This is a genomic window from Leucobacter luti, assembly GCF_004217175.1.
Classification (GTDB): domain Bacteria; phylum Actinomycetota; class Actinomycetes; order Actinomycetales; family Microbacteriaceae; genus Leucobacter; species Leucobacter luti.
In genome coordinates this window covers 441,905-468,531 of sequence record NZ_SHKI01000002.1, presented here as the reverse complement: position 1 = coordinate 468,531, position 26,627 = coordinate 441,905, and the positions used below count along the sequence as shown (strand labels likewise).

Genomic DNA, 26,627 nt, shown 5'->3' with positions numbered 1-26,627 from the left:
CCCGGACACGCGAACCGCCGCGGGTGCACAAACGCTCCCCCGAAGTGCGCTACGCTGGTGCAGTTGCTATTGCTCGCCTCCGTAGCTCAGGGGATAGAGCGCCGGTTTCCGGTACCGTAGGTCGGGGGTTCGAATCCCTCCGGGGGCACTGCAACACAGGCTTCCACCGCGCAGGCGGTGGGGGCCTTTTTCTTTGCCCGAGGCGCGCGGGTATGCACCCTCTGGCCGAATTCACGTCGAGAGGTTGCATCTCAAGACACCCGTGCTCCTCAGCACCAGCAGCGCGACCCCGCGTCATCACGTTCGAAGTTCGCAACAAACGTGTGTTCCAGGCCGCGAGCTTCGCGTCACAGGTCCCGCAGTTGCTCGACGTAATCCCAGCCCCGATGCGGGCACTCGGGGGGGGCTAGCGACTCACGTGGCACCACATTGACTCCCGGGAGCCGATGGGGACGTTCTCACGAACCGTCTCGCGCAACCCGGAATCCGATATGCGTGGTCGCGGAGTCTTCGGCCTGCGGCGAACGGGCCGCAGGCCGATAGCGCAAACAATACTTGGGCGCGCATAAGTGCGATCCTCCCTTGAGTACTCGCTGCACCATTCCTGCATTCCCTGCCGGCTGATCGTTCAGCGAGGCACTGGGACCGCAGCCACAGCCACAGCTGATGGGGCTCACGGCCAGCGAATTCGGTCCATGGTGCTGCAGCGAACTCCTGTGAGACGAGGTATAGAGATCGCTGCACCACTCCCACACGTTGCCGATGCAGTCATACACCCCGTACGCATTGGGTGGAAATGAACCGACGGGACTGGTCCCCTTCCACCCACGCGCCCCATCGTTTTGGAAGGGGAAGTATCCCCGCCAGGTATTTGCCATCGGAATCCCGCCCGGATCCCGCACTGATCCCCACGCATAGGGCGTTGGGGTCGCGCCGCCACACGCCGCGAATTCGAACTCAGCTTCAGACGGAAGTCGAGCACCCACCCAGCTGGCGTAGGCCATGGCGTCCGCATACGCAATGTGGACAACGGGATGGTCAGCAATTCCATCAAGAGTGCTCTCCGGGCCTGCCGGCCGGTGCCAGCATGCGCCTGGCACCCACCTCCACCATTGTTGCCAGTCGCGCAGGTCCACTGGCCCGCGAGTGGGGGTAAATACGAGGGACCCTGGTGCGAGCGCCGCGGCATCGAATTCCTGGTACTCCCCCGAGGGCAGCGGTCGCTCGGCAATCGTGACGTAGCTTGTTTCGGCGACAAACGCAGCAAACTGTTCGTTTGTAACTGGTGTAGCAGAGAGACTGAAGGCCTTGATTTTACGGCGATGCTGAGGCGCTTCGTCCGGATAATACTCCTCAGACCCCATCAGGAATTCACCTCCAGGGATGGGAACCCATTGCAGGCTTGCTCCTGACTTACCCACGGATCAGTTCCTGCTCCTTCGTAGTTCTCACTGCCGACCCAAGGCTGAACGCACGGCATCCTCAACGGGAATGAGGTGGCTGTGATCGTCGTCGCCAAGATCGATACGGACCCAATCGATGGATCCGTTAAATGAGGCAGCTGCCCCCGGCTCCGTGGACACCGGGGTGCCCAGGCTGCGTCCAACGTCTGAGGTCTCGTCGGCCGAGTACACAATCGGCTGGGTCGCTTCGATCCGGCCGGATCCCACCGGCGCTCCATCCACGTACAGCGTAAGCACGCCACCGCGGGCCATACCGCCGCCGTCGTAGACGAACTCGGCACGCAACTGGTGCTTTCCCGCAGGCAACGGAGTCTCCGAGGCGATGATAGACATACTCAATCCGAGAAAATTGTATGCATATTTGAGATGGCCGCCATCCGCGTAGAATGACCAGCCCCCCAGATAGCCCCCCTGGCTCAGCAACACACCGGAGGCAGGCACATCAGGGAGAACTACCTCTGCGGTGACACTGTGCGACCGGTTCTTAACGTTCACCATCGTGTTTTCAGTCAGGTGCCCCATTCCGGGGAAGAGGATCTGCGTGTTGCCTGTGATGAGTTGGGGTCGCCCCGCTACGAGGGCGTCCATCCGCTCGGTCCCCCGGTCGTCAAGCGGCAGCACGTTGAATTTGGTCGCCTCGATCAACCACAGTCGCTGCAGTTCGTGCAGTTTCTCGGGATAGTCCTGTGAGAGATCGTTCGCCTGACTCCAGTCAGTGGCGGTGTCATACAATTCCCAAAGATCGTCGTCGAATGCGACGGTTTGTGCCCCCACGAGCTCCCACGGAGTGCGGTGTTTCGTGACAGCAGTCCAGCCTCGATGGTAGATTCCGCGATTGCCAAACATCTCGAAGTACTGCGTCTGACGGTGCTCCTGCGCGTCTGCATCGCCGAACGTAGCCGCGAAGCTTCGTCCTTCCATTGGGGATTGCGTCACCCCGTGTACCTGGACGGGTTCTGGAAGGTTGGCGATGTCGAGCACCGTCGCCGCCACGTCGATGACGTGAGTGAACTGGTTGCGGATTTCGCCGGCATCGGTGATGCCCTGAGGCCAATGCGCGATTGTGCCGTTCCGGGTGCCGCCAAAGTGGGAAGCAACTTGCTTGGTCCACTGGTACGGGGTAGACATTGCGTGCGCCCACCCCACCGCGTAGTGGTTGTAGGCGGCGGGCGTTCCCAGATCGTCAATGTGCTCCATGAGGAACTCATCTGTTTCGAGATGACCCATCCCGTTGAAGTTGATGCCCTCGTTGAACGAACCGCGCAGTGTTCCCTCAGCTGAGGCCCCGTTGTCGCCGATGATGTAGAGCACCAGGGTGTTCTCCAGCAGCCCCAGTTCATCGACAGCATCAATCACTCTGCCGAAGTGATGATCGGTGTGCTCCAGGAATCCCGCATAAACCTCCATTTGGCGGCGCAGCAGTGGCTTGAGCTGTTCGTCCGTCTCATCCCAAGAAGGGATCTCGACAGGACGCCCCGTCAGTTCCGTCTCCGCAGAGATCACTCCGAGTTCGCGTTGGCGCGTGATCGTCTGTTCGCGCATCGCATCCCAGCCTTGATCAAACTGTCCGCGGTACTTATCGGCCCACTCCTTCGGGGCATGATGGGGGGCGTGGGTTGCGCCAGGGGCCCAGTACATGAAGAACGGACGATCCGCCTGCAACGCTGAGGATTGGCGGATCCAGTTGATCGCATGATCTGCAAGGTCCTCAGTGAGGTGGTACCCCTCCTCGGGCGTCTTCGCAGGCTCAACCGGAGTCGTGCCATGGTAAAGCGCTGGGTAGTACTGATGGGTTTCGCCCGCAACGAAACCGTAGAAGTGCTCGAAGCCCGAGTGAGTCGGCCAACGATCGAACGGCCCGACAGCACTCGTCTCCCACGGTGGCACCTCATGGCATTTCCCGAACTGCGCGGTCGCGTAGCCGTTGAGGCGCAGGATTTCAGGGAGTGTAGCTTTAGCGTTCGACCTCACGCCGTTGTACCCGGGAGCCCCGGTGGCCATCTCAGTGATATTGCCCATACCCACCGAGTGGTGGTTGCGCCCTGAAAGCAGTGCTGCGCGGGTGGGAGCACAGAGCGCTGCAGTGTGGAAGCGCGAATAGCGCAACCCTTCCCCAGCAAGTCGCTCCGCGGTCGGCATCTGCACCGGACCCCCGAACGCTGATGACGCACCAAATCCAACGTCGTCCAGCAATGCGATGATCACGTTCGGGGCGCCGACGGGAGGCCGCAGCCGAGTAATCGGCGGCGCACTGTAGTCCGGATCCTTGGCGTCATACGCCGTAAACCCAATAGCCGGCCTGTCCGGAACCGGAAGAATCGTTCGGGTCTCTGGTTCCACATGCTGACCTGGCATAGCAACCCTCCTCAAGTATTCGCTAGCTTCGATCATGCTCACGCCAGGGAATTGCGAAAACAACACACTCTCCGCATGCTGCCCCTGGTGGACCGCACTGATGTCGTCAACGCCGCCATCGCGACGCTCTGGGGAACATTCTGTCTGCGGTCACTGGGGCCAGCAAGCGACTCGATGAAGGATCATCAGGAACTGGTGAGGGCCGGGCCAGCGTCGGCGGTCGCGCGCGGAGCGTGCCGGGCGGCGACGCTGCGCCGCCGCAACGGGAGCCTCACCGCCACCCAAATATAAACGGTGTGCACTTTTGGGCCATTTCGCATACCCTTGCTCCCAGTGCCCCAATCGGGGGCGTCCTGGGAGGGGAACGATGGGCGCAAAGATGCGCAGGTGCATGGCTACGGGAATAGTTGCCGCGGCGCTTCTGGGGCTCGTCGCCCCGTCCGCATGGGCAGAGGAACCCGCGAACGACGATGGGGCACCGGGGATCGGTGACGTGATTGCGGAGGCGGCCTCAGCGGGGGTGACGGCCCCCGATGACCTCGCGATAGAGCTGTCCCTCCCGGAGGAGGGCCCCGGCAGCCTGATCTCCGACGAGGAGCAGCGACTCGCCGCGGTCGTGCGTTTTGACGGGCCGCCAGCCGACGATGCAGTAGCGGCGCTGGGCGCCCTGGCCGAGATCAAGACGATCAATGCCCGCTTCGGCGTTGCATCGGTGCTCGCGTCGCCGTCCGACTTTGGGGCGATTGGCGACATCGCCGGAGTCACCAACGTGTCACCAGCGCTCGAGCCGCTCTCGAGCGGTGGCGGCGGAGCCGGGCCACGAGGAGCGGCGAGCACGCCAGACGGCACGGCCTGCGGCCCCATCCCGATCGAGGCCGACGGGCCGCTGCGCTCCGCCGAAGCCCGCGCCGCCTTCGGCGTTGACGGCACTGGGGTGACCGTCGGCATCATTTCAAACACCTTCGATCAGCTCAGCTCGCCAACCTCCTGGGCCGACGATGTTGCCTCGGGAGCACTGCCCGGCGCGGGGAATCCGTGCGGCCGCACTCAGGACGTTGAGCTGGTGGGCCCGGTCGAGACCACCTGGTCGAGCACCGACGAGGGCCGCGCCATGACGCAGCTCGTGCACGGCATCGCGCCCGGCGCGAAACTCCTGTTCGCGGACTCTGGCGACGACATGTACGAGATGGCCACGAGCGTGCTGGCGCTGGCGGAAGCGGGAGCGGACATCATCGTCGACGACGTGTCGTTCGCGAGCGAGCCGCACTTCCAGCAGGGCCCTCTCGCAGTGACGATCGCCGAGATGCGCGAGAGCTACGGCATCTCGTACTTCACTTCGGCAAGCAACTCGAACGAGCCGCGGAGCCTCGATGGCGCGATCGTCCCGGTCAACGGCTGGCGCACCGAGGCTTTCCGGGGCGTCACGTGCCCGGCCTGGGTCGCCCCTGCCGGGTCTGGCGATCCGCTGGAGGGCGAAGACTTCGACTGCATGGACTTTGGTCCAGCCGACCAGGCCGCCCCGTTCACGGAGATCACGTTCACCGACGAGCTCTCTGAGGTTGAAACGATCAGCGTCTGGGGGTCCGCGGGCGAGGCGATGTTCGGTCCGCTGAGCAGGCTCGAGCTGCGATTCTATTCGGCTGGCAGCAACGCGCTCCTGGGCGCGTCCTCCCCCGGGGACCCCGGGGACCCGAGAATCGTCGGAGCCTTTGCTGCCGTCCCCGATGATCAGGTGCGCCTGGTGCTCGTGCGCGTGCGCGAGGAGGGATCGGCAGCGGCCGCCCCCGCCGTCTGGCTCAAGTTCGCGAACAACTCCGCATACATCGCGTCAACCTCGGCAGATCGGACCCTCAGTCACGTGGGGGCGACGGTCTCGGGGCACGGGGGCGACGGGTCATCAACGGGAGTGGCGGCCCTGCCGTGGGACAGCCCCACCACCCCGCAGGAGTACAGCTCGCTCGGGCCAACGGTGCAGCTGTTCGGCCCCGCCAGCTCGACCTCGGAACCGGCAGCACCACTGCCCGCACCGCAACTGATCGCGTCGCCCGCGGTGTCGGCCGTGGATGGAACTCAGACCACCTTCTTTGGTGGGGAGGGTGAGCCCGGCGTGTACCGCTTCAACGGGACCTCCGCCGCGGCGCCACACGCCGCCGCCGTCGCGGCGCTCGCAGAGTCGTACAACCCCGCGGTTCGCGGCAGGGCACTGGAGGACTATGTGCTTGCCACTGCCGACACGAACCTCGTGAACCCCATGACAGGCGTCACGTTCGCCGAGGTCTTTGGTGCTGGGCGGGTAGACGCGATGGCACTGTTGACCGCGGTGCCGGAGCCCGAACCGAAGCCGGAGCCCGAACCCAAGCCGGAGCCCAAGCCGGAACCGAAGCCTGAGCCGAGCCCGTCGCCCGCCGCTGAGCCGGAACCGGCGAGCGCGGCCGGCACGCAACAGCTCGCGCACACGGGCGCGCAGACCCCGTGGCCTTGGCTCGCCGGAGGCGCGGCGCTCACGCTGTTCGGCAGTGCGGCCCTTGCCGTGGCTGTCGCGCAGAGGCGCAGGCTCAACAGCACCCGCTAGCCACGGAACGCGGCGCGCATCCGCGGGGCCCGCGTTCAGCGCGCCCCGCGGATGCGCGCCGCTGTGATGCTGCGCCGAGCTCGCGCAGGAGATCCGAGCTCGCGCAGGAGGGTTTGCGCGGATTCGTCCGCCTGAGTTCGAATCTCCTGCGCGAGTTCGAGGGAGGGGTGGGACGCCCCGCCCGGGACGCACCGCCCGCTCAGGCGGAGGCGAGAACGAACAGGGGTTCCGTGGTGGGGAGGCCCGTGGGCGATCCGCCCTGCTCCTCGACCGTCACGGCCACCGCGTCGCCCGGCACAAACCCCGGCGCGAGCAGCGCGGTGTCGCCGCCGTCGCCGACGCGCATCACGCCGAGCGACACCGGCTGCGACCCGCGCACAATCCACAGCTCATAGTCGCGCCCCTCTGGCGCAGCTTCCATGCCCTCGGTGACGAGCACCGCCTGCCGCGTGTCCGCCGACCAGAGCAGCGTTCCCGTCGCACCGCCCGGGAGCTGCGCAGTGACGGTGTTCGCGTCGGGCGCTGCCGCGATCAGCTCGAGCGCGCGCGAGGCCGGATCTTGCGGCGGGAACAGGGTCCCCCACGGGAACGACAGCGAGACGACCAGCATCACGGCGACCGACGCGGCGAGCGTGAACCACACCGCTCGTTTCCGGTGTCTGGGCGGGGAATCGTCGGGATCGTCCTGGTCCAGGTCGGCGAGCTCCGGGATCACCGGGCGAGGTGCCACGGGCTCCGGCGGCACCGGCCCCGGAGCCGGAGCCGGAGCTGCGGGCGCGGCCGCGGGCGGCGCTTCGAACTGCGGCGTCCGCGCGATGAGGTCGAGGATCGCGGAGCGCGCGGCGTCGGGCGGCGCGATCTCGGGCGCTACAGCGCTCATCGCCGCGGCGGTCGCCCGGTCCTCGTCAACCACCGACTGCCACTCGGGGTGGGCCGCGAGGGCGCGTGAGAACTCCTGCTCCTCGTCAGGCGACAGCGCGTGCAGCGCCCGCGCCGCGGAGAGCTCGCGGAAATCGTGCTCGTTCATCGCGTCGCCTCCAAAGCTCTCTTCAAACGGGTCAGCCCATCCCGGATCCGGGTCTTGATCGTGCCGAGCGGCGCATCGAGCAGCACCGCGATCTCCCGCTGGCTGTACCCACCAAAGTAGGCCAGCACGAGCGCGCGTCGCTGCGGCTCGGGCAGCTCCCGTAGGTGCTGCACCGCCCGGCCGCCATCGACGAGCAGTTCCACCTCGTCGTCGACTCCGGGCTTCGCGTCTGCGAGGTCGCGCACGCCCACGGTGAGGTCGCGCTGCTTCGATGCCTGAGCGGCGCGCACCCGGTCGACCGCTCGCCGGTGCGCGATCGTGAGGAGCCAGCTCCGCGCCCGGCCGCGATCGGCGTCGAACCGCGCCGCCGTCTGCCACGCTTCGAGGAACACCTCCTGCAGCACTTCCTCGCTCTGCGGACGGTCGACCACGATGCGCAGCACGAGCCCGAACACCCGAGCCGACATCATGTCGTAGAGCTCCGCGAACGCGCGCTGGTCGCCGTGCGCCGCGCGCGACAGAGCCTCGTCCGCGGGATCGGCGCGTTCGCCGTCCTCGGGAATCTCTACGCCGTCGATGACCATCTCCTCAAGCATGCCCCATTCACCTCCAATCCGTGCTCGTTTCCGGCGCGAGTCCCGCGTTCACCCGAAGGTGAACGAGTACACCTGCACGCCGGCCGGCACGCTGAGCTCGAGCGCTCCGGTGTCTGGGTTCTCGGTCTGGACCAGCCGGTACGACCGCGGGGTGCCCCCGACGTCGACCGAGTGGGCGGCAGATCCGCCCCCGCTCACCTGTACGGTGCCGCTGCCGGCGAGCACCGCGCGCACCTCGCGTGCCCGGTAGTCCAGGCGCACTGCGGCGTCGCCGCCCTCCGCCGGCGTGGCAAACTGCGTCTCGATCTGCCAGGCCCCCTCGAGCGCGAACGTGTCGGGCGCCTGCTGCTCGGGGAAGCGGTATGACCCCTCGCCAGCACGGTACTCGCCGGGCCCCGCGAAGTTGCGGTCCTTCGACGAGCCGAGGAACGTCTCGGGGGTGGTGCTCCCGAGCTCTGGCGTCGTATCCGCCGTGTCAGTCTCGGCCGGCAGGGTGACGGCCGGGTCTGCATCGCGCAGCAGCTCCCGGATCATTCGCTCCGTGGTCGCGTAGTCGCCCTCACCGAACGAGATGTGTCGCACCACCCCCTGCGCGTCGATCAGGTAGTGCGCAGGCCAGTAGCGGTTGCGGTAGTTGGTCCAGGTGGCGAGCTGGTTGTCGAGCGCCACCGGGTAGGTGATGCCGAAGTCGCGCGCTCCGGCCTCGACGTTTGCGCGCTCCTTCTCGAACGCGTACTCGGGAGAGTGCACGCCGATCACCTGGAGGCCGGCGTCCGCGTAGGTGTCGTCCCACGCGACCACGTGCGGAATCGAGCGCTGGCAGTTGATGCAGGAGTAGGCCCAGAAGTCGATGAGCACCACCTGGCCGCGCAGCTGCTGCAGATCGATCGCCGCCCCGTCCGGGGTGTTCAGCCAGGCGTCGATGCCCCGCAGCGCGGGGGCAGTGCCGCACGAGGCGAGCTCCGTCGCGTTGTTGGCGCAGTTGTCGAGGTCCCGGTTCTCGTCGGTGACCAGCCCGCCGAGGCCGAGCGCGCGCTCCCCCGACTCGCTCTGCGCGAGGCCCTGCTGCAGCCCCGCGGTGTAGTCGGGCAGGAGTCGCTGCAGCGCCTGCGGCAGGTTGAAGGCGAGACCGACCGCGAGCGCGATCAGCGCGATGCCGCCCGTGATGCGGATCACGCGCTCGCGCTTGCGGAATCCGCGAATTCGCTGCGCCACCCCGCGCCCGGCGAGCGCAAAGACGAGCAGCGGGATCGCCACCCCCAGCGCGAACGACACGGTGAGCAGAACGGTCTCGGGGCCGATCGTGCCGGTCGCCCCCGCGACGATGATGGCGGCGAGCACCGGTCCGGCGCACGGCACGAACACCGTGCCGAGCGCGAGCCCCATCCCGAAGCCGTTGCCCCCCTCGCCCACGGACCTGCGCGGCAGCCGCTGGAACGGCTTCTCGAGCAGCTGTTCAAACCCGGGGAAGAGCATGCCAATACCGATCGCGAGCAGCACGGCGACACCGGCCCAGCGGATCGCGTCCTGCGGGATCGAGAGCAGGCCGAGCAGCAGCGAGCCGAGCAGCGTGACCACGGAGAAGCTCAGCACGAGTCCGGCGATGATCCAGTAGGGCCGGCTGCGCTTGGCGGGAATCACCTCCGGCGATTTGCCGCGCACCGCTGGCTTGGCCCCCGCGGTGAGGAAGATGACGGGCAACACCGGCAGAATGCACGGCGAGATCCCGGTGATGAGCCCGCCGAGCAGGCCGATGATCACACTGTCCATGAGAACTCCTTCTGTTGCTGGAGTATTCGGAGCCGAGGCCCAGCCGGATGGATATTCGTCTCCGAATGGGCGAGCAATCGGGGACGACAAACTTTTTTGAAGAATCTCCCATCCGGATCCGCGACCGCTCCGAACACCCTCACAAGCCGCGGAAATCGCGGGCAGCCTTTCAAGGAGGAACCATGTTCACGAAGAAGAAGACAGTGGGTACCGCATTCGCCCTGATGCTGATCGGCGCGACCCTGACCGGGTGTTCAATGAGCGGATCCGCTGAGGACACGACGGAGGCGCCGACGGCGCAGAGCGAGGAGAGCACCACCGACGAGTCGATGGGCACCACCGATCCCGCGGCAAACCTCGTGGGCCCGGGCTGCGCCGCCTACGCCGAGCAGGTTCCCGACGGTGACGGTTCAATCCAGGGGATGTCCCAGGATCCGGTCGCAGTCGCGGCCTCGAACAACCCGATCCTCACCACGCTCGTGTCTGCGGTGAGCGGGGAGCTCAACCCGGACGTCAACCTGGTCGATACCCTCAACGGCAGCGAGTTCACCGTCTTCGCACCGGTTGACGACGCGTTCGGCAAGATCGACGCGGCGACCATCGACACGCTGAAGACCGATAGTGACCTGCTCACCAAGATCCTCACCTACCACGTGGTCCCCGGCCAGATCGAACCGGCCGACATCGATGGCACCCACACGACCGTTGAGGGCCAGGACCTCACGGTGACGGGATCGGGCGACTCGATCATGGTCAACGACGCGAAGGTGATCTGCGGTGGCGTACAGACCGCCAACGCGACGGTCTACCTGGTCGACAGCGTGCTGATGCCGCCCACCATGTAGCCGGAATCGCCAGTTCCGCGCCGCGGCCGCCATCGGGTTCTCCCGCTGGCGGCCGCTCGCGGTGGTGCGTCACACCCGCCGCGCACCCGCCCTGACCGGGCCATTGACCCCGGCCGCGGTTCGGCGTAGTGTCAGTCCACACTCAATCCTCGCGACGACGCGAGGAGCGTGGACACCATGGCGGCGGCGAGCCAGAGGGCGCACGGCCAGCACGCGCTCCATTCCCCTCCGACGGCGCACCCACCCCCGGGAGCATCCGATGAACGATTCACTCGCCGACTCCCGCTTCACCGGCGGATTCCCCGATCAGGAAACGATCCGCGCCGCCTATGACGCGGCCAATTCGGCCCGCGCGATCGTGTGCTACAAACACTTCTTCCCCCTCGTCTCCGGCGCGCGCATCTTCAGCGGTCAGCTGGCGGTGGGGGCCGAGATCAACCGGGTGTTCGGCTACATGGACACCCGCCCGGCGCAGGCCGGCCTCACTCTCAACTCCGACACCCCGTACGCCGGCCCGTTCCTGGATCTCCGCGTCGGCCCGCTCGTGGTCGAGCTGCCCGCGGGAGTGGTGTTCGGCGCCGTCTTGAACTACGACCAGAGCTGGGTCACCGACCTCGGCGTCCCCGGTCGCGACGGCGGCAACGGTGGCGCGTACCTGATCCTCCCCCCGCACTACGACGGCCCGGTCCCCGAGGAGTTCTTCGTTGCGCGGGCGCAGTCGTTCAAGATCGTGGTGGGGCTGCGGGGAGTCCCCATCGGGGGCGACGTGGCGGCGGCAATCGAGCTGCTCAAGACCGTCAGGATCCGGCCGCTCGATCCGGAGGTGGCCTGGGAGGACCCGGAGTGGCTCGACATGTCGGGCGCACCGCAAGACACCTCGCCCGTGCCCGTCGAGGCCGGCTTCGAGTACTGGGAGACGCTGCATGCCGCGCTCCAAGACGAACCCGCCCGCGCCGGCGACACTGCGTACGAGAGTGAGCTCGCCGCCCTCGGTATTCAGCGCGGTCGGCCGTTCACCCCCGACGAGCACCTCCGGGGCGTGCTCACCCGCGCCGCGGCCGAGGCGGACGCCCAGATGCGGGTGCAGTCGCTCGCGGATCGGCGGGAGGATCGGGTCGTGTGGGCGGATCGGCTCTGGGAGTGGGTCACGCTGCGCCCCGAGAACGCCGACTTCGAGATCGACGGGCGCACCGATGTGGTGGCCCGCGAGACCTGGTTCTTCCAGGCAATCGCCACGTCTCCGGCGATGTTCCGCCGGGTTCCCGGGGGCGGCTCGCTCTACTGGTTCACCGCCCGCGACGGCCGCGGCGAGTACCTTGACGGGGCACACGCCTACACCCTGCGCGTACCGCTACCCGCGCCCGCCGGCCTCTTCTGGTCGGTCACCGTGTACGACGCGATCACCAGGAGCCAGATCCTCACCGACCGCAACAGCGCGGCGCTCCGGTCGCTCTTCGAACTCACCGCCGACCCCGCCGCGCCAGAAACCGTGCTGCGCTTCGGCCCGACCGAGCCGGCCGACGGCCCGGAGCGGTGGATCAAGACGATCCCCGGACGCGGCTGGTTCGCGTACCTCCGACTGTATGCTCCGACGCAGCCGGCGTTCGACGGTTCGTGGCGGCCCGGGGACATCGCACGCGCGTGATCGCGGGCGCTTACCGCCCCGCAAACGCCAGAATCATCGAGGCGACCGGCTCGGCGCTCTTGATGATCGCCTCGTGCCCGCGTCCGGGGATCTCCTGCAGCGTGCCGCGCGGCAGCCCGCGGCCGACCTCGGTGGTCCAATCACGCGGCGCAACGCGGTCGTCCTCGCCGCGCAGCACGAGCGTTGGCGCGGGGATGAGCGGCAGCAGCAGCTCGATCCGGTGCCGCAGCATGCGCCGCAGCCGCCCCACGAACCACAGGGGGCTCGTCTTGGCGTACTCGTACACGCCGAGCAGCAGCACGCGGGGGCCCTCGCCCCACAGATCCTGCACCATGCGCAGGCCCTGCTGTACCGCCGTCCGCTCGCGGCGGTTGATGGTGGGCGCGATCAGCACGAGCTCCGACACGAGCTCGGGGCGGCGCATCGCGAGCTCCGCGACGATCTGCGTGCCCATCGAGTGACCCACGAGCACCACGGGGCCCGTCGCCCGATCCTCGATAAAGCGGGCGACGAGCTCGGCGTTCTCCACGATCGAGTCGGCCTCCGCGCGCTGCGGCGAGTCGCCAAACCCCGGCAGGTCGAGCGCGAACGAGCGCCCCGCGGCGGCGAGCGTCTCGGCGACGCCGCGGAAGGTGGCGCGCCCCATCCCGATCCCGTGCACCAGCACGAAATCGCCGCGGCCGGGGCCGCCACACTCCGTGTACGCCATGTTCACCCCGTCGGGGTCGTAGCGCAAGTCCCAGCTCTTCACCCCTTCAGCGTATGCCCCTCAGGGAGTCGCGAGCGCAGCCGTCTGCGGTGCGGCGGTTCCTCGCGCTCCCGAGCGCGTGGCCCCGATCCCGGCCAGGATCACCAGAGCGATCCCGAGCACGGCGAGCGGCCGCGGTACCTGCCCGAGCAGGGTGAACCCGATCAGCAGGGCGATCGCCGGCTCCAGGCTCATCAGCGTGCCGAACGCCGCGGTGCTCAGCCGCCGCAGCGCCAGGAACTCAAGCATGAACGGGACCACGGGGAGCAGCAGCGCGAGCCCGAGCCCCGTGAGCAGCAGCGGCCAGGTGAGGCGACTCAGTACATCGGGGGTGATGGTGAAGCTCGCGACGATCGCGGCGACCGGGAACGAGACCGCGAGGGCGTGCAGGCCGTTGACCGCGTCGCCGGCGCGCTGGGTCAGGAGAATGTACCCGGCCCAGCACACCGCCGCCCCGAGCGCCGCGGCGATCCCGATCGGATCAACGCCGCCGTGCCACGGCTCGGTAAGCGCGACCACGCCAGCGGCTGCGGCGAGCGCCCACAGCCGCGCCCGGCCACGGCCGCTGGCCACCGCCACACCGAGCGGGCCGATGAACTCGAGGGCGCTCGCCGTACCGAGCGGGATGCGCACCACCGCGGCCATGAACAGCACGGTCATCCCCGCGGTCGCCACGCCGAGCAGCACGCAGGTGAGCAGCGCGCGCCGGGTGAACCGCGCCCGCCAGGGGCGGGCGATCACGAGGATGAGCAGCGCCGCGAACACGAGCCGCAGCCACGCGATCCCCGCCGCGCCGAGCGTGTTCGCGAGGTCCACTGAGACGGCGAGCCCCAGCTGCACGCAGCCCATTGCCGCCACCGCAAGGAGGGTCCCGGTACCTGCGCCGGCGCGAAGAGGTGTGAAAGCCATAGGCACAGTAGAGCAAAACTCTTCGTCCGCGTCCACGCGACATTCATGGACATTACGTTCAGCTTTCCGGGACAATAGGCGAATGGACACGCGTCGCCTCCGCTTCATCTTCGAGCTCTCCCGCCTGGGATCAATGCGGGCGGTCGCCGACGTGCTCCACACCTCCACGTCCACGGTCTCCCAGCAGATCGCGCTGCTCGCGCGCGAGCTCGGGACAGAGCTCATCTTCCCCGTTGGCCGCGGGGTTCGACTGACCCCCGCCGGCGAGCGCCTCGCCGAGCACGCCGGGGGGATCCTCGCCGCCGTGCAGCGCGCCAGGCTCGACCTCGACCCCACCGCGGCCCCGGCCGGGACGGTGCGGGTCACGGGCTTCTCCAGCGCGATCCGCCGCGCGGTGCTCCCCGTGGTCCGCGAGCTCGCCGAGCACCACCCGAGCGTCACGGTAGAGATCCACCAGCACGAGCCCGAGGGGGCGCTCGCGATGCTCGCCGCCGACCGCACGGACCTCGCGCTCACGTACGACTACGACATTGCCCCCATGCCCCGCGGGGCAGAGTGGGTCACCCGGCAGCTGTGGTCAACGCCCTGGAGCCTCGGTGTGCCCGAGGAGAGCCTCACCCGAATCCCGGAGGGGGCCGCCGCGCCGCTCACCGCATACCGGCACAGCGCGTGGATCGGCAACTCGCGCAACCGGGCAGACGAGGACGCCCTGCGGATCGTGGCGTCCGTGGCGGGGTTTCCCGTGCGGGTCACCCACGCGGCCGACAGCCTGGACCTGGTCGAAGAGTTCATCGTGGCCGGGCTGGGCGTGGGGCTCCTCCCCAGCGATCGCCCAGCCCGCCCCGGCGTCGCGCTCCTCCCGCTCCGCGACCCCGGCGTGAACCTCCGCACCTACCTGCAGCTGCGCGACGGCCGAGACAGCTGGCCCGCGCTGGCGCTCGTGCGGGACATGATCGCCGCCCGCGGCGCGGCGTAGCGCGGCGTAGCGCGGCGCAGCGCGGCACCCGCACCCTTACCCGCGCCCACGTCCCGCGCCCGCGCCCCGCGCCCCGCGCCCGCGCCCGCGCCGAGTGTGCGAAAACTCCCCCTTCGCACAGCCCGACAGGGAGGTTCGGCTACACTCTGCGCCCGCAGCGCGCGCCCCGCGCCCAGCGGCGCCCGCAGCGCGCAGCCCGCTCACCACTCTGCACCCGCGCCGCGCCCAGCACCCGCGCCTCGCACCCCACACCCCGCACCCCGCACCCCGCACCCGCACCCGCACCCGCGCCGAGTGTGCAAAAACTCCCCCTTCGCACAGCCCGAAAGGGAGATTCAGCTACACTCGGCGCTCCGCAGCGCGCAGCCCATGCTCAGCCCTCTTACCCGCACCCGCGTCCCGCACCAGCACCAGCACCTCGCACCCAGCACCCGCACCCGCACCGAGTGTGCGAAAACTCCGCCTTCGCACAGCCCGAAAGGGAGATTCAGCTACACTCGGCGCTCCGCAGCGCCAGCGCCCGCGCCCCCGCCGCGCAGGCGCGCGAGCAGCAGGTAGAGCTCGCAGCCGAGGCACAGCCCGATTGCGGCGTTGAGGAACGCTGCGATGAACGCGGCCGCCGCCGCCGCGGGCAGCCCCCACGGGATCCCGAGCAGCTGCAGCGCGAGACCCACCGAGACGACGACAAGCCCCACCCCCTGTGCGAATCGCGGCGGTCGCGGATCCTCCCACTCGCGCGGGGGCGCGAGCCGCGGCTGCACCAGCGACCGGAAGAGCACCCCGAGCGGCTGCGTGCGCGCGGAGACGAGCGACCAGCCGAACAGGATCGCGACCACGAGCAGGAGCAGCGTCGCCGGAGCGCTCGCCCGCTCGCCGAACGACAGCTCTGGCAGCGTGCCCGACACGGAGTTCCCGGTGAGCGCAAGATAGATCACGGCGAGCAGGAGCACCGCCGTCACTGCGGCACTGACGCGCGGGCCGCGCGGGTCGATTCCCGCGGGCGGGCGTGAGCCGGCGGCGAGGTCAGGGGACGACTTGGTCATGTGGTTCCTCCGGTCAGGGCCGCGAGCTCGCGCTCGATCGTTGCCCGCGACAGCACGCCACTCACGCGGGTGTGGGGCGTGCCGGTGCCGTCAATGAACAGCAGCGTGGGCGTCTGGAGCAGCTGATACTTCCGCGCGAGCTGCGGGGCGTGCGTCACGTCGACGTGCGCGAAGGCCACGTGCGGCGACTCCCCCACGAGCTCGGCGACGAGGCGCCGCGTACCTGGGCACCTGGCGCAGTACTCGGTACTGAACTGCACCACGGTGCCGGTTCGGCCGGGCGCCGCAACGCCCAGCTCCGTAAAGTCGACAGCCTCGGCGCCGCGGACCGCGCGCGCCCGCCCGCCACGCCGGCGCAGCACCTCGCCAAGCGCCACAGCTCCGAGTACGAGCGCTGCGAGCACGGTGACCGCGGTAGCGGGAGACACTGCTACGCCCCCTCGCGCGTGCGCGGGCAACCCGGGAACGCGTAGTTCTGAATGGCAGCCATAATTACAGGTTATGCCGACGCGCTGGCCAACCCCAAACGCACGGCCATATTTCGTCACACGGGCCGGGGGCCGCGACTCCGGGGCTCACTACTCAGCCCCCTCGTCGCCCCGGGGAGAGCGGGGCGATCCAACTCAGTCATCGCGCCGAATCACTCACTTCTTCGGGTTTTCCCGGAAAGACCGAAGTTGCGCGGCGATCGCGGCATATCGTCTCTGCTGTCGGCCAGCGCGGGATCGTCCCGAGCGCGCGAGCCACATCGTCCGATTCAGCCCCGTGGAGGATCGCTATGCCCCCGCATGTACCGTCGCCCGACCCCGCAGCGGAGCCCGCCGGAACGCCCACGCGTTCGAGAGTGCGCCGCGCGCGACGCACCCTCACCGCCGTGCTCGCCGTCGCGGTCGGATTCGCTCTGCCACTGGCCGACAGCGACTCAGGGCCCGCCGAGGCCGACGCCGGCTCGCCCGAGTACACCGAGATTCACCGCTTCGAACCAGATCCGGGATACCGTGCTGGCTACGCCGAGGCGATCGCCGGAGACTATGTGGCGTACGCAGATCGGCTCCACGAGAGCGTCCGCGTGACGCACAGCTCCGGCCCGGCGAGCGAGTGGACCACCGCGCGGCTGGAGCGCCCCGCGCCGGGGTTCGGCGAGGCGATCGCCATGGCCCCCGACGCCTCGCACGTGTACATTGCATCGGCCAGCACCGCGGAGGTCGCCGTGTACGTACGCAGCGGGGAGAACGACTGGGAATTTGAGCGGGCGCTCACACCTCCAGAGATGCCGGATCGAGTCTCCGGCTACCGCGATTCATTTGGCGAGGGGCTCGCGCTCGACGGCGACCGGCTCGTCGTCGGCGTTCCGAACGCTCGCGTCGATCGGGTCAGCAACACGGGCATGGCCTTCGTCGTTGATCTCGCGACAGACACCTGGACCCCGCTCATCCCGGCGGCACCGATCCCCAACAGCATTACTGGCCAGAGCGTGGCCGTGCGCGGCGACCACGTCGCACTCGGGGCCGTCCAGGTGCGCAGCCCTGAGGGCGCACGAGTCGGCGGCGTGTACCTCTGGGATCTCACGACGCTGAACGAGCCGCTGTTCACCACGCAGCCCATGACCGACCCGCAGGGCTGCCCCGCACTGCTTCCGGGATCCGGTCCGGCGTTTGGTATCTCGCTCGATTTCGACGACACGACCCTCTATGTGGGCTCTCCCGTAGAGACCAACGCGGCAGGCGCAGATCCGGCCGACCCCGAGACCGGCTGCAGGACGCCCGCAATCACGGCGGGGAACAGCACCCAGGGCGCCGTCTATCGCTTCGATCACGCGCTCCAGCAAGTTGGCGGGAAGATCATTCCGCCGCCCTATTCCCTCAATTTCGGGGGCTCCATCGGCGTGAGCGGCAACGCACTGCTGGTGAGCTCGGTGCAGCTTCCGGATCGCGAGGGCGAGGTGAGCGTCTTCGGTATCGACGCCCTGGAGGCGGATGGAACCGGGGATGAGCTCACGCGACAGCGTCCCGCCGTTGCGCAGACCCTCGTGGCATCGAACCCGGCCCCCGGCGCGCGATTTGGCAACCAGGTCTTCGGGGGCGGACTGGTCGGTGACGGCATTCAGGCTCTGATCGGGGCACCAGACGCCCGCGATGGTGCCGGCGCCGTGTATCTCTTCAGCCCGCTCATCCCCAATCAGGGCGAGACGCAGATCACCGCACCTGACACGACGGTCGAGTACGGCGCCCACACCACGATCACAGCGACCGTCACCGGCGAGCACGTCGAGGGCACGGTGCGCGGCACCGTTGCCGGGTACGAACTCGATCCGGCACCGACCGACGACGGGACCGCCGAGCTGCGCTCCCCCGATGCACGCATCGACGTGGGCACCTACCCGGTTGAGCTTTCGTTCACCCCGGCCGCGGGCGAGGCCCCCACGGCGACCACCACCGCGACGCTCACGGTCACACCACTGCCCACCTCCACCGAACTCACGATCCTGGCGACCGCGGAGCCCGCACAGACTCCCGTCTCGGGGGCAGCCGCGTCCCGCGCGCCCGCGGCGACGAGCGATGCGGCGAATTATCCGACCGGGACCGCGCTGCGGCTCGGGGGCACCGTTACAGACGCGCGGGGCGCCGATCCAAGCGGGACAGTGACGGTCTGGGACGGCGACACCCGGATCGGCGATTTCGAGCTCGCCGCGGACGGCACGTTCAGCATGCCCGAGGGCAACACGCTCGCGGTGAATGCGGACGCCTCGTTCGGAGCACACTACAACGGCGACGCGAACCACCTCGAGTCAGACGCAGAGCCGCTTGAGGTCACCGTGCAGACGGGCCCCCCGGGGCCGACCGGGCCCATCACACCACCGAGCCCACCAGTCCCCACCCCCACGGACCCGGACCTCGCGCGCACCGGCGGGGACGCATACCTGGGCTGGCTGCTCGCCGCCGCGGGGGTGCTGCTGGTGGCCGGCGGGGTCACCGCGTGGGCCGTGGCTCGGCGACGGGGCCTCCGCGCGGACGTCGCCGCGGATATTCCTGGACAGGAACCCACAGTTTCATAGCCCGGTCACCCGATCCGGACGCCCAGAACTCGGGCTTCCGGATCGGTTTCGGCGAGAGCGCCCGCGCCGACGGCCGAGACCGCGTGCGGGCGCAGGCGTCCTCAGAATTCGACCCCGAGTTCCGCCGAGTAGCTCGCGGCCACCTCGTCGATCCGCGCCGTGAACTCGGCGAGCGTCTCGTATCGGCTCGGGTCGCAATCGACCCCGCGCTGCCGGTTCACCTCACCGATCTCCCGGTAGCGGCCCTCGGCCTTGTACGCGCGGAGCACGTCGGTGAAGAGCTCGTGGCAGCGCTCGATCGTGTCCCCGTCGGTGGGCGCGGCGGTTGCGGCCGGGTCCGCGGCATTCGTCGGGCCCGGCGCAGCGGTCGTGCTCGGCGCAGTGGTCGCTTCGCTCGGCGCGGCGGGCGCGGGCGATTCGGCTGCCGCGCAGGAGACGAGGCTGCTCCCCAAGAGCGCCGCGCCCACAAGGACGGTGAGTGTCTGACGGAACTGCGTGCGTTTCATAGTGCGTGACCTGGCGTTCTGGTGTTCGAGAGGGTCCCCACCCCGCACGAAGCCTACCAGCGCGGGCGGCCGGGCGGCCGAGCACCGCGGGCGGCCGGGCAGGCGGTTGCGGCGAATCCGGACGATCGGTCGGGCACGCGAGACGTCTGGTCGGGCGCCAGACTCGGCGCGCTGTCACGCTTGATCACATGACGAACACCGCATCATCCCTCCACCCGCCCGAGCAGTCGACCGCGCCCCGGATGCGCTACGGCGGGCTCATTGCCATGATGCTGATGAGCTTCCTCCTCGTCACCTCCGAGTTTCTGCCGAACGGCGTGCTCACCGAGATGGCGCGCGGACTCGGCGTGACCGATGGCCAGGCCGGGCAGACGGTCAGCATCACCGCGCTCGCCGGACTCCTCGCGGCGCCGACCGTCGGCCTCATCTTCCCCCGTCTCGACCGCCGCTCGCTCCTCACCTGGATGGCGTTGCTCGCCGCGGTCTCAAACCTCGTGGTGGCATTCGCCCCGTCGTTCGCGCTCCTCCTCGCGGCGCGGTTCCTGCTCGGGGTCTCCATCTCGACGTTTTGGGCAATGTCGATCAGCGTTGCCGCGCGCATCGCCGGCCCCGAGCGGCTCGGCCGGGCCGTGATGTTCACCTCGGCGGGCATGTCGCTCGCCACCGTGGCCGGGGTGCCGATCGGGGTATTCTTCGCGGGGATCGTCGACTGGCGAGTCGTGTTCGCCGGCGCGGGGATCGCGATGGTGGTCCTTGCCGCGGCGGTGCGGCTCCTACTGCCGGCGGTGCCAGCGGCGCGAGCGAGCAGCTTCGCTGTGCTCGGAGACACGCTGCGGCGCCCCGGGATCGCGCTCGGTTTTGCCGGGCACGTGCTCGTAGTGCTGGGACACTTCGTCGCGTACACGTACATTCGGCTCGCGATCGAGCGCGTGTCCGAGGTCCCCGGCGGCGCGCAGCTCGACGCCGGGACCATCGTGCTGCTGCTCGCGCTCTTCGGCGTCGGCGGGCTGGTGGGCAACGTGGTCATGGGCATCGTCGTGGATCGCGCCTTTGCGGTCTACGCGGTACTGATCCCGTTGCTCATCTCGGGCGCGGTACTCACGGTCGCGGCGTTCCCCGGGGCGCTCTGGGCGGTCGGCACGGCGATCGTGGTGTGGGGATTCAGCTTCGCCTCCTGGTTGATCGTGGTCAATACGTGGATCGGCAACCGCGCGCCCGACCGGCTTGAAGCGGGCGGAAGCCTGGTGGTCGTGGGCTTCCAGGGCGCGATCATGCTGGCTGCCGGCGTGGGCGGGCTGCTGATCGACTCGGTCGGTGTCGCCGCGGTGTACGTGGCCGGGGCCGTCACGCTCGTGCTCGGCGCGATCCTCTTCGGCGCGGCGGGCGGGCGGAAGCGCGGCTAAGCCACAGCGCGGCTAGGCCACAGCGCGGCTAGGCCAGGGCGCGGTCCCGCCACTGCGACGGGGCCACCCCGGCGTGGCGTCTGAACGCCCGCCGGAACCCCTCGTCCGACTCGTAGCCGAGCTCCCGCGAGGTCTCCGACACTGAAGCGCCGGTCTCGAGCCGGCGCTTCGCCGTCTCCATCCGCACCTCCGACACGTAGTGCGCGGGCGAGGCGCCCAGGAGCTCCCGGAAACGCCGCGCAAACACCGAGCGCGACATCGCGCCGAGCCCCGCGAGGGTCTCGAGCGACCAGTCGCGGCCGGGCTCGCTGTGGATCGCGGTGAGCACTCGGTCGAGCTGCGGATCCGCGGCACGTGCCGACCACCCGCGCGGGGCGCAGCCCTCGGTGAACCACGCGCGCAGCACGGCGAGGAACGCGGTCTGCACCATGAGGCGGCACAGCAGCGCGTCGCCCGAGCGCATGCGGCACTCCCCCTCGGCCGCGCCCATGTTTCGCACGAGCGCGGCGACCGCCGGGTCGAGCCCGTCGAAGTTGGTGATCACGAGCGGGTCCGGGAGCAGACGGTGCAGTCTCGCTCCGGCCTCGGTCAGTTCAAGCGTGGAAACGATCAGTTCGGCGTCCGTCTCCGCCTCGAACGAGAGCGGCCGGCGGCCGAGCGTGAGCACCGCGTCACCCGCGTCGAGGGCTGAGCGCTCGCCAACTGCAACGGCGAGCGCGTGGTCGGCCGCGCCGGGGGTGAGCGCGCAGGATCGGGCCGGGGCGCCGCGGAGCCGGCCGCTCGCCACGTAGATCATGCTCGTCGCGTTCACCGCGGTCGCGAGCGTGCCGCCACGCGCCAGGGTGACGCGCTTCGCGCTGCCGAGGCGCAGATCGACGCTCGCGAGCAACGATTCGAAGGTGGCGGTCTCAGTTTCCTGCATGTGTCAACAAACGCTCGCGGCCGCCCCGCTATTCCGCCGCCGCCCTCGCCGGAGCGCCCCGCGGCCCGCCGCCGCGGCCAGTTCGTCGCGAGGCCCACCGCGGACCCCCGCGCCGCCTCGCGCGCGCTACCGGTCGTCGAGCGCCTGCCCGCGGCGATCGACGAGCCCCCAGGTGGCCGCGGCCGCGATCACGAAGAACGCCGCGAACACGGCGAAGGTGAAGGCGGTGCCGATGCCGACGAGCATGACCGGGACGAGCAGCGGAGCGACAATCGACGCGATCCTGCCGACGCCGGCCGCCCACCCCGCGCCGGTGCCTCGGAGCGAGGTGGGGTAGATCTCGGGCGTGACCGCGTAGAGCGCACCCCACGCGCCGAGGTTGAAGAACGAGAGCGCCATGCCCGCCGCCACGATCGCGGTCTCGGTGTCGGCGGTGCCGAACACCACGGCCGACGCCGCGGAGCCGACGAGGAACACCGAGAGGGTGGGGCGGCGGCCCCACTTCTCGATCAGCCAGGCGGCCACGGCGTAGCCGGGCAGCTGCGCGAGGGTGATGATGAGCGTGAAGCCGAACGAGCGCACCAGGCTGAACCCGGCGTCGACCAGGATGCTCGGAATCCAGATGAACGCGCCGTAGTACGCGAAGTTGACGCAGAACCACACCACCCAGATCGACAGGGTGCGGCCGCGGAACTCGCGGGCCCAGAGCCCGGCAAGCCGGCCCCCGGCGGAGGCCGCGATCGGCGCGGCGGCCGGGGCGGCCGGGGCGGCCGCCGAAGCGACCGCCTGATCAGCGCCCCCCGCCGGTGCCGCGACGGGCCCCGGCGCGACACCCGCACCGGCACCAACACCGGACGCGGCACCATCGGCGACCGGCCCGGCCGCGGCCGCCTCGAACTCCGCCACGATCCGCTCGGCCTCGGCGACCCGGCCGCGCCCGGCGAGCCACCGCGGCGATTCGGGCAGCCCCCAGCGCACCACCAGCGCGTACACGGCCGGGATCGCTCCGAGCGCGAACGCCCAGCGCCACCCGTCCTCGGACGCGGGCACCACGAAGTAGCCGATCACGGCCGCAGCGGTCCAGCCGACCGCCCAGAACGCCTCGAGGATCACGATGAGCCTGCCGCGGATGCGCGCGGGCGCGAACTCGCTGACGTAGGTCGACGCGACGGGCAGCTCGGCGCCGAGCCCGAGGCCCACGAGGAAGCGGAGCACGAGCAGCGCCGCGATCCCGCCGACGAGGGCGCTGGCCCCCGTCGCGAGCCCGTAGATGAGCAGGGTGAGCGCGAACACCTGGCGCCGCCCAAACCGGTCGGCGAGGAGGCCACCGAGGCTCGCGCCGATCGCCATCCCGAGGAAGCCGATCGAGGCGATGAGCCCGGCCTCGCCCGTGGTGATGCCCCAGTGCTGGGTCAGTGCGGCGATGATGAAGGAGATCAGGCCCACGTCCATCGCGTCGAGCGCCCAGCCGAGGCCTGATCCGGTGAGAAGTTTGGCGTGCTTCTTCGTGAACGGAAGCGCGTCGAGCCGCTGCGACAGCGAGCGCTCGGGGCTCGCGGGGGTTTCACTCATGGGTTTATCGTAGGGGGCGCACACCGCGCACCGCGAGCGTCATCCCCGGAGCGGCTAGCACTCGACGACGCGCACCGAGACGCTCACGGCGAGCCCGCCGGTCGCCGTCTCCTTGTACTTCTCACTCATGTCTCGCCCGGTCTCACGCATGGTGGCGATCACGTCGTCGAGGCTGACGTGGTGCGATCCGTCGCCCATGAGCGCCATCTTCGCGGCGTTCACGGCCTTCGCGGCGGCGATCGCGTTGCGCTCGATGCACGGGATCTGCACGAGTCCACCGATCGGGTCGCAGGTGAGGCCGAGGTTGTGCTCCATCGCAATTTCGGCCGCGTTTTCAACCTGCTCCGGGGTGCCGCCGAGGATCTGTGCGAGGCCGGCGGCGGCCATTGACGACGCGGATCCCACCTCGCCCTGGCACCCCACCTCGGCTCCGGAGATCGACGCCTGTTCTTTGTAGAGCACCCCGACCGCGCCGGCGGCGAGCAGGAAGTCGGCGATCACGCGCCGCTTGTCCGCGGCGCTCCACGAGCCCGCGCCCGGGGCGTAGTGGGTCGCGTAGAACAGCACGGCGGGGATGATGCCGGCGGCGCCGTTGGTGGGGGCGGTGACGACCCGGCCGCCCGAGGCATTCTCCTCGTTCACCGCGAGCGCGACGAGATTGATCCACTCCTGCCAGTACTGCGGATCGCGATCCGGATCCTGCTCGCTGAGGCGCCGGTGCCACTCCGGCGCACGGCGCCGCACGTTGAGCCCGCCGGGGAGCACGCCGGTGCGGGCGAGGGCGGATTCTTTGCAGGCCTCCATCACGTCCCAGATGTGACAGAGCCCGTCGAGCACCTCGGCCTCGCTGCGCCGCGACTTTTCGTTCTCCAGCATGAGCTCGGCGATGGAGAGCCCGGTCCGCTCCGAGAACCGCAGCAGTTCGGCCGCGGTGGTGAACGGGTAGGGCAGCTCGGCGAGCGTCGTCGCGAGGCGGTCCTGGACCACGTCCTCGGCGCCCTCCCGCACGATGAAGCCGCCGCCGACGGAGAAGAAGGTCTCCTCCGCGAGCAGCTCGCCGGCGGTGTCGACCACGCCGAAGCGCATGCCATTGGTGTGCGTGGGCAGCACCGTGAGCAGGCGGAGCACGATGTCTCGCACACCAAACGCGATCCCGACCGGGGCGGCGACGCCCGGGACTCCGGCCGCAAGCTGCACCACGCCCTCACGCTCGATGCGGGCCGTCGCCGCCTCAACCTCCTCGGGCAGCACCCGCTCGGGGTCGAGGCCCTCGAGCCCGAGTAGCACGGCGGTGAGCGTGCCGTGGCCGTGGCCGGTGGCCGCGAGCGACCCGTACAGGTCGACCCGCAGCCCCCGCACCAGCGGCAGGATCCCGGCGTCGCGCAGCTGGGCGGCGAATCGAAGCGCGGCGCGCATCGGCCCCACGGTGTGCGAACTCGATGGTCCGATCCCCACCGAGAAGAGATCGAACACGCTGATCGCCACGGGGTCTCCTTACTCTGCGCTCAGGTCTGCGACGCCCGGGTAGAGGGGATGCTCCGCCGCGAGCACGTCGACGCGGGCCCGCAGCGCCGCGATGGTCGCGGGGTCGGCCCCGCCCGGAGCGGTGCCCGCGATGAGGGTCTCGGCGATGACGTCGGCGACCTCCGCAAACGCTGCGTCGCTGAAGCCGCGGGTGGCGAGCGCCGGGGTGCCGATGCGCAGCCCGCTCGTGACCATCGGCGGGCGCGGGTCGAACGGCACCGCGTTGCGGTTGACGGTGATCTCCACCTCGGCGAGCAGATCCTCCGCTGCTTGCCCGTCGAGCACCGAGTTGCGCAGGTCGACGAGCACCAGGTGCACATCGGTGCCGCCCGTGAGCACGCTCACGCCGCACGCGGTCACGTCCTCGCGGACCAGGCGCTCGGCGAGGATCCGCGCCCCCATGATCGTGCGCTGCTGTCGCTCGGCGAACTCCGGCGTCGCCGCGATCCCGAACGCGACGGCCTTGCCCGCGATGACGTGCTCGAGCGGCCCGCCCTGCTGCCCGGGGAACACCGCGGAGTTGATCTTCTTCGCGATGTCGGCGTCGTTGGTGAGGATGATTCCGCCCCGCGGACCGGCGAGGGTCTTGTGCGTCGTCGACGAGGTGACGTGGGCGTGCGGCACCGGGTTTGGGTGGAGCCCCGCGGCGACGAGCCCGGCGAAGTGCGCCATGTCCACGAAGAGGTAGGCGCCCACCTCATCGGCGATTTCACGGAAGCGCGCGAAGTCAAGCCGGCGGGAGTAGGCGGACCAGCCGGCGATGATCAGCTTGGGCCGGTGCTCCTGGGCGAGGCGCGCGACCTCGTCCATGTCGACCCGGAGTGTCTCCTCGTCGACCCCGTACGCCGCGACCTCGTAGAGCCGCCCCGAGAAGTTGATCTTCATCCCGTGGGTGAGGTGCCCGCCGTGCGCCAGGTTGAGGCCGAGGATCGTGTCGCCCGGCCGGATGAGCGCGTGCATCACCGCGGCGTTTGCCTGCGCGCCGGAGTGCGGCTGCACGTTTGCGAACTCGGCGCCAAAGAGTGCCTTAACGCGCTCGATCGCCAGCGTCTCGATCACGTCGACCTCTTCGCAGCCGCCGTAGTAGCGGCGCCCGGGGTAGCCCTCGGCGTACTTGTTCGTGAGCACCGACCCCTGGGCCTGCATCACCGCAACGGCCGTGTGATTCTCTGAGGCAATCATCTCAAGGCCGCGGCGCTGCCGCGCGAGCTCGGCGTCGATGCGCGCTGCGACCTCGGGGTCGAGCTGCGCGATCGGCACGTCGAGCGAGGGCGAGGTGACGGGGGTGAAGCGGGCGGTCACAATTCTGCCCCGTTGTCTGCGGCGTACTGCTCGGCGCTGAGCAGCGGACCGAACTCGGTGACGGCAACCTTGAACAGCCAGGCGGCGCCGTACGGATCCGAGTTGACGAGCGCGGGGTCGTCGACCACGGCCTGGTTTACCTCGACGACCTCGCCGGCCACGGGCGAGTAGATCTCTGAGACCGACTTCGTCGACTCGATCTCGCCGCAGACGCCGCCCGCGGTGACCGCGGTCCCGACCGCGGGGAGCTCAACGTAGACGACCTCACCGAGGGCGTCGGCGGCGACCTGGCTCACGCCGATCGTGGCGGGCGACTCGGCGGTGATCCACTCGTGTTCGGCGGAGTACTGGAGTCCGGTCTGAACCTTGCTCATGATGTGTGTTCCTTTGTGTG

General features: G+C 69.6%; 21 protein-coding genes and 1 tRNA gene. 7 read left to right on the top strand and 15 right to left on the bottom strand.

The annotated features are described in order from the left end of the window. Positions 1-75: 75 nt before the first annotated feature. Positions 76-148: transfer RNA gene (locus EV139_RS01950), tRNA-Arg, on the top strand. 310 nt (positions 149-458) lie between these two features. Here EV139_RS01950 and EV139_RS01945 read toward each other — a convergent pair. Continuing rightward, the gene (locus EV139_RS01945) at positions 459-1,421 is read right to left on the bottom strand and encodes a formylglycine-generating enzyme family protein (RefSeq protein WP_337248814.1); all 963 of its coding nucleotides are present in this window, start codon (positions 1,419-1,421) and stop codon (positions 459-461) included. A gap of 27 nt (positions 1,422-1,448) precedes the next feature. Then, a complete protein-coding gene (locus tag EV139_RS01940; RefSeq protein WP_130452875.1) occupies positions 1,449-3,818 on the bottom strand; it encodes an arylsulfatase in 2,370 nt (789 codons plus the stop codon). Between the two features lie 391 nt (positions 3,819-4,209). Here EV139_RS01940 and EV139_RS01935 point away from each other — a divergent pair, with 391 nt between their 5' ends. Continuing rightward, positions 4,210-6,390 carry a S8 family serine peptidase gene (locus tag EV139_RS01935; protein WP_157992970.1) on the top strand — a complete coding sequence of 727 codons (2,181 nt, stop codon included), beginning with the start codon at positions 4,210-4,212 and terminating at the stop codon, positions 6,388-6,390. A 199-nt stretch (positions 6,391-6,589) separates the two neighbouring features. On the opposite strand, the gene EV139_RS01930 is transcribed toward EV139_RS01935, so the two are convergent. The 3 genes from EV139_RS01930 to EV139_RS01920 are packed head-to-tail and all read right to left on the bottom strand — an operon-like array spanning position 6,590 to position 9,783. Next, complete coding sequence (locus tag EV139_RS01930; protein WP_130452622.1) at positions 6,590-7,417, bottom strand: anti-sigma factor; 828 nt, start codon at positions 7,415-7,417, stop codon at positions 6,590-6,592. Beyond that, positions 7,414-8,013 (bottom strand): sigma-70 family RNA polymerase sigma factor, encoded by a 600-nt coding sequence (locus tag EV139_RS01925; protein ID WP_237465631.1) that lies wholly within the window; start codon positions 8,011-8,013, stop codon positions 7,414-7,416. Before EV139_RS01925 ends, EV139_RS01930 begins: the two co-directional genes overlap by 4 nt. A gap of 48 nt (positions 8,014-8,061) precedes the next feature. Next, the gene (locus EV139_RS01920; protein WP_130452621.1) at positions 8,062-9,783 is read right to left on the bottom strand and encodes a cytochrome c biogenesis protein DipZ; all 1,722 of its coding nucleotides are present in this window, start codon (positions 9,781-9,783) and stop codon (positions 8,062-8,064) included. Positions 9,784-9,965: 182 nt separating this feature from the next. Between EV139_RS01920 and EV139_RS01915 the strand changes: the two genes are divergently transcribed. After that, entirely contained in the window at positions 9,966-10,628 is a 663-nt protein-coding gene (locus tag EV139_RS01915) for a fasciclin domain-containing protein (RefSeq protein WP_130452620.1), read from the top strand. A 259-nt stretch (positions 10,629-10,887) separates the two neighbouring features. Then, a complete protein-coding gene (locus tag EV139_RS01910; protein ID WP_130452619.1) occupies positions 10,888-12,273 on the top strand; it encodes a DUF1214 domain-containing protein in 1,386 nt (461 codons plus the stop codon). A 10-nt stretch (positions 12,274-12,283) separates the two neighbouring features. Here EV139_RS01910 and EV139_RS01905 read toward each other — a convergent pair whose 3' ends face one another. Both EV139_RS01905 and EV139_RS01900 read right to left on the bottom strand, forming a co-directional pair. Next, positions 12,284-13,024: an alpha/beta fold hydrolase gene (locus EV139_RS01905; RefSeq protein WP_130452618.1), complete on the bottom strand. Its 741-nt coding sequence runs from the start codon at positions 13,022-13,024 to the stop codon at positions 12,284-12,286. Between the two features lie 18 nt (positions 13,025-13,042). Then, complete coding sequence (locus tag EV139_RS01900) at positions 13,043-13,930, bottom strand: EamA family transporter (protein WP_130452617.1); 888 nt, start codon at positions 13,928-13,930, stop codon at positions 13,043-13,045. 82 nt (positions 13,931-14,012) lie between these two features. Between EV139_RS01900 and EV139_RS01895 the strand changes: the two genes are divergently transcribed. After that, positions 14,013-14,906 carry a LysR family transcriptional regulator gene (locus tag EV139_RS01895; protein WP_130452616.1) on the top strand — a complete coding sequence of 298 codons (894 nt, stop codon included), beginning with the start codon at positions 14,013-14,015 and terminating at the stop codon, positions 14,904-14,906. A 491-nt stretch (positions 14,907-15,397) separates the two neighbouring features. Here the strand turns inward: EV139_RS01895 and EV139_RS01890 are convergent, their stop codons facing one another. Further along, positions 15,398-15,949 carry a DUF4395 domain-containing protein gene (locus EV139_RS01890; RefSeq protein WP_130452615.1) on the bottom strand — a complete coding sequence of 184 codons (552 nt, stop codon included), beginning with the start codon at positions 15,947-15,949 and terminating at the stop codon, positions 15,398-15,400. Next, positions 15,946-16,377 carry a thioredoxin family protein gene (locus tag EV139_RS01885; RefSeq protein ID WP_157992969.1) on the bottom strand — a complete coding sequence of 144 codons (432 nt, stop codon included), beginning with the start codon at positions 16,375-16,377 and terminating at the stop codon, positions 15,946-15,948. The genes EV139_RS01890 and EV139_RS01885 overlap by 4 nt, the downstream gene beginning before the upstream one ends. A gap of 350 nt (positions 16,378-16,727) precedes the next feature. On the opposite strand from EV139_RS01885, the gene EV139_RS01880 reads away from it, so the two are divergent. Continuing rightward, positions 16,728-19,004: an Ig-like domain repeat protein gene (locus EV139_RS01880; RefSeq protein WP_130452613.1), complete on the top strand. Its 2,277-nt coding sequence runs from the start codon at positions 16,728-16,730 to the stop codon at positions 19,002-19,004. A 101-nt stretch (positions 19,005-19,105) separates the two neighbouring features. Here EV139_RS01880 and EV139_RS01875 read toward each other — a convergent pair whose 3' ends face one another. Beyond that, positions 19,106-19,510: a hypothetical protein gene (locus tag EV139_RS01875; protein WP_130452612.1), complete on the bottom strand. Its 405-nt coding sequence runs from the start codon at positions 19,508-19,510 to the stop codon at positions 19,106-19,108. Positions 19,511-19,698: 188 nt separating this feature from the next. On the opposite strand from EV139_RS01875, the gene EV139_RS01870 reads away from it, so the two are divergent. Further along, entirely contained in the window at positions 19,699-20,913 is a 1,215-nt protein-coding gene (locus tag EV139_RS01870; protein ID WP_130452611.1) for an MFS transporter, read from the top strand. Positions 20,914-20,941: 28 nt separating this feature from the next. Here the strand turns inward: EV139_RS01870 and EV139_RS01865 are convergent, their stop codons facing one another. From EV139_RS01865 to gcvH, 5 genes are all read right to left on the bottom strand, one after another. After that, entirely contained in the window at positions 20,942-21,835 is an 894-nt protein-coding gene (locus EV139_RS01865; protein ID WP_130452610.1) for an AraC family transcriptional regulator, read from the bottom strand. Positions 21,836-21,961: 126 nt separating this feature from the next. Next, positions 21,962-23,407: an MFS transporter gene (locus EV139_RS01860; RefSeq protein WP_130452609.1), complete on the bottom strand. Its 1,446-nt coding sequence runs from the start codon at positions 23,405-23,407 to the stop codon at positions 21,962-21,964. 54 nt (positions 23,408-23,461) lie between these two features. Next, positions 23,462-24,892 carry an L-serine ammonia-lyase gene (locus EV139_RS01855; RefSeq protein ID WP_130452608.1) on the bottom strand — a complete coding sequence of 477 codons (1,431 nt, stop codon included), beginning with the start codon at positions 24,890-24,892 and terminating at the stop codon, positions 23,462-23,464. A gap of 9 nt (positions 24,893-24,901) precedes the next feature. After that, positions 24,902-26,233 carry a serine hydroxymethyltransferase gene (gene glyA, locus EV139_RS01850; protein WP_130452607.1) on the bottom strand — a complete coding sequence of 444 codons (1,332 nt, stop codon included), beginning with the start codon at positions 26,231-26,233 and terminating at the stop codon, positions 24,902-24,904. After that, a complete protein-coding gene (gcvH, locus tag EV139_RS01845) occupies positions 26,230-26,607 on the bottom strand; it encodes a glycine cleavage system protein GcvH (RefSeq protein WP_130452606.1) in 378 nt (125 codons plus the stop codon). Before gcvH ends, glyA begins: the two co-directional genes overlap by 4 nt. Positions 26,608-26,627: the final 20 nt, after the last annotated feature.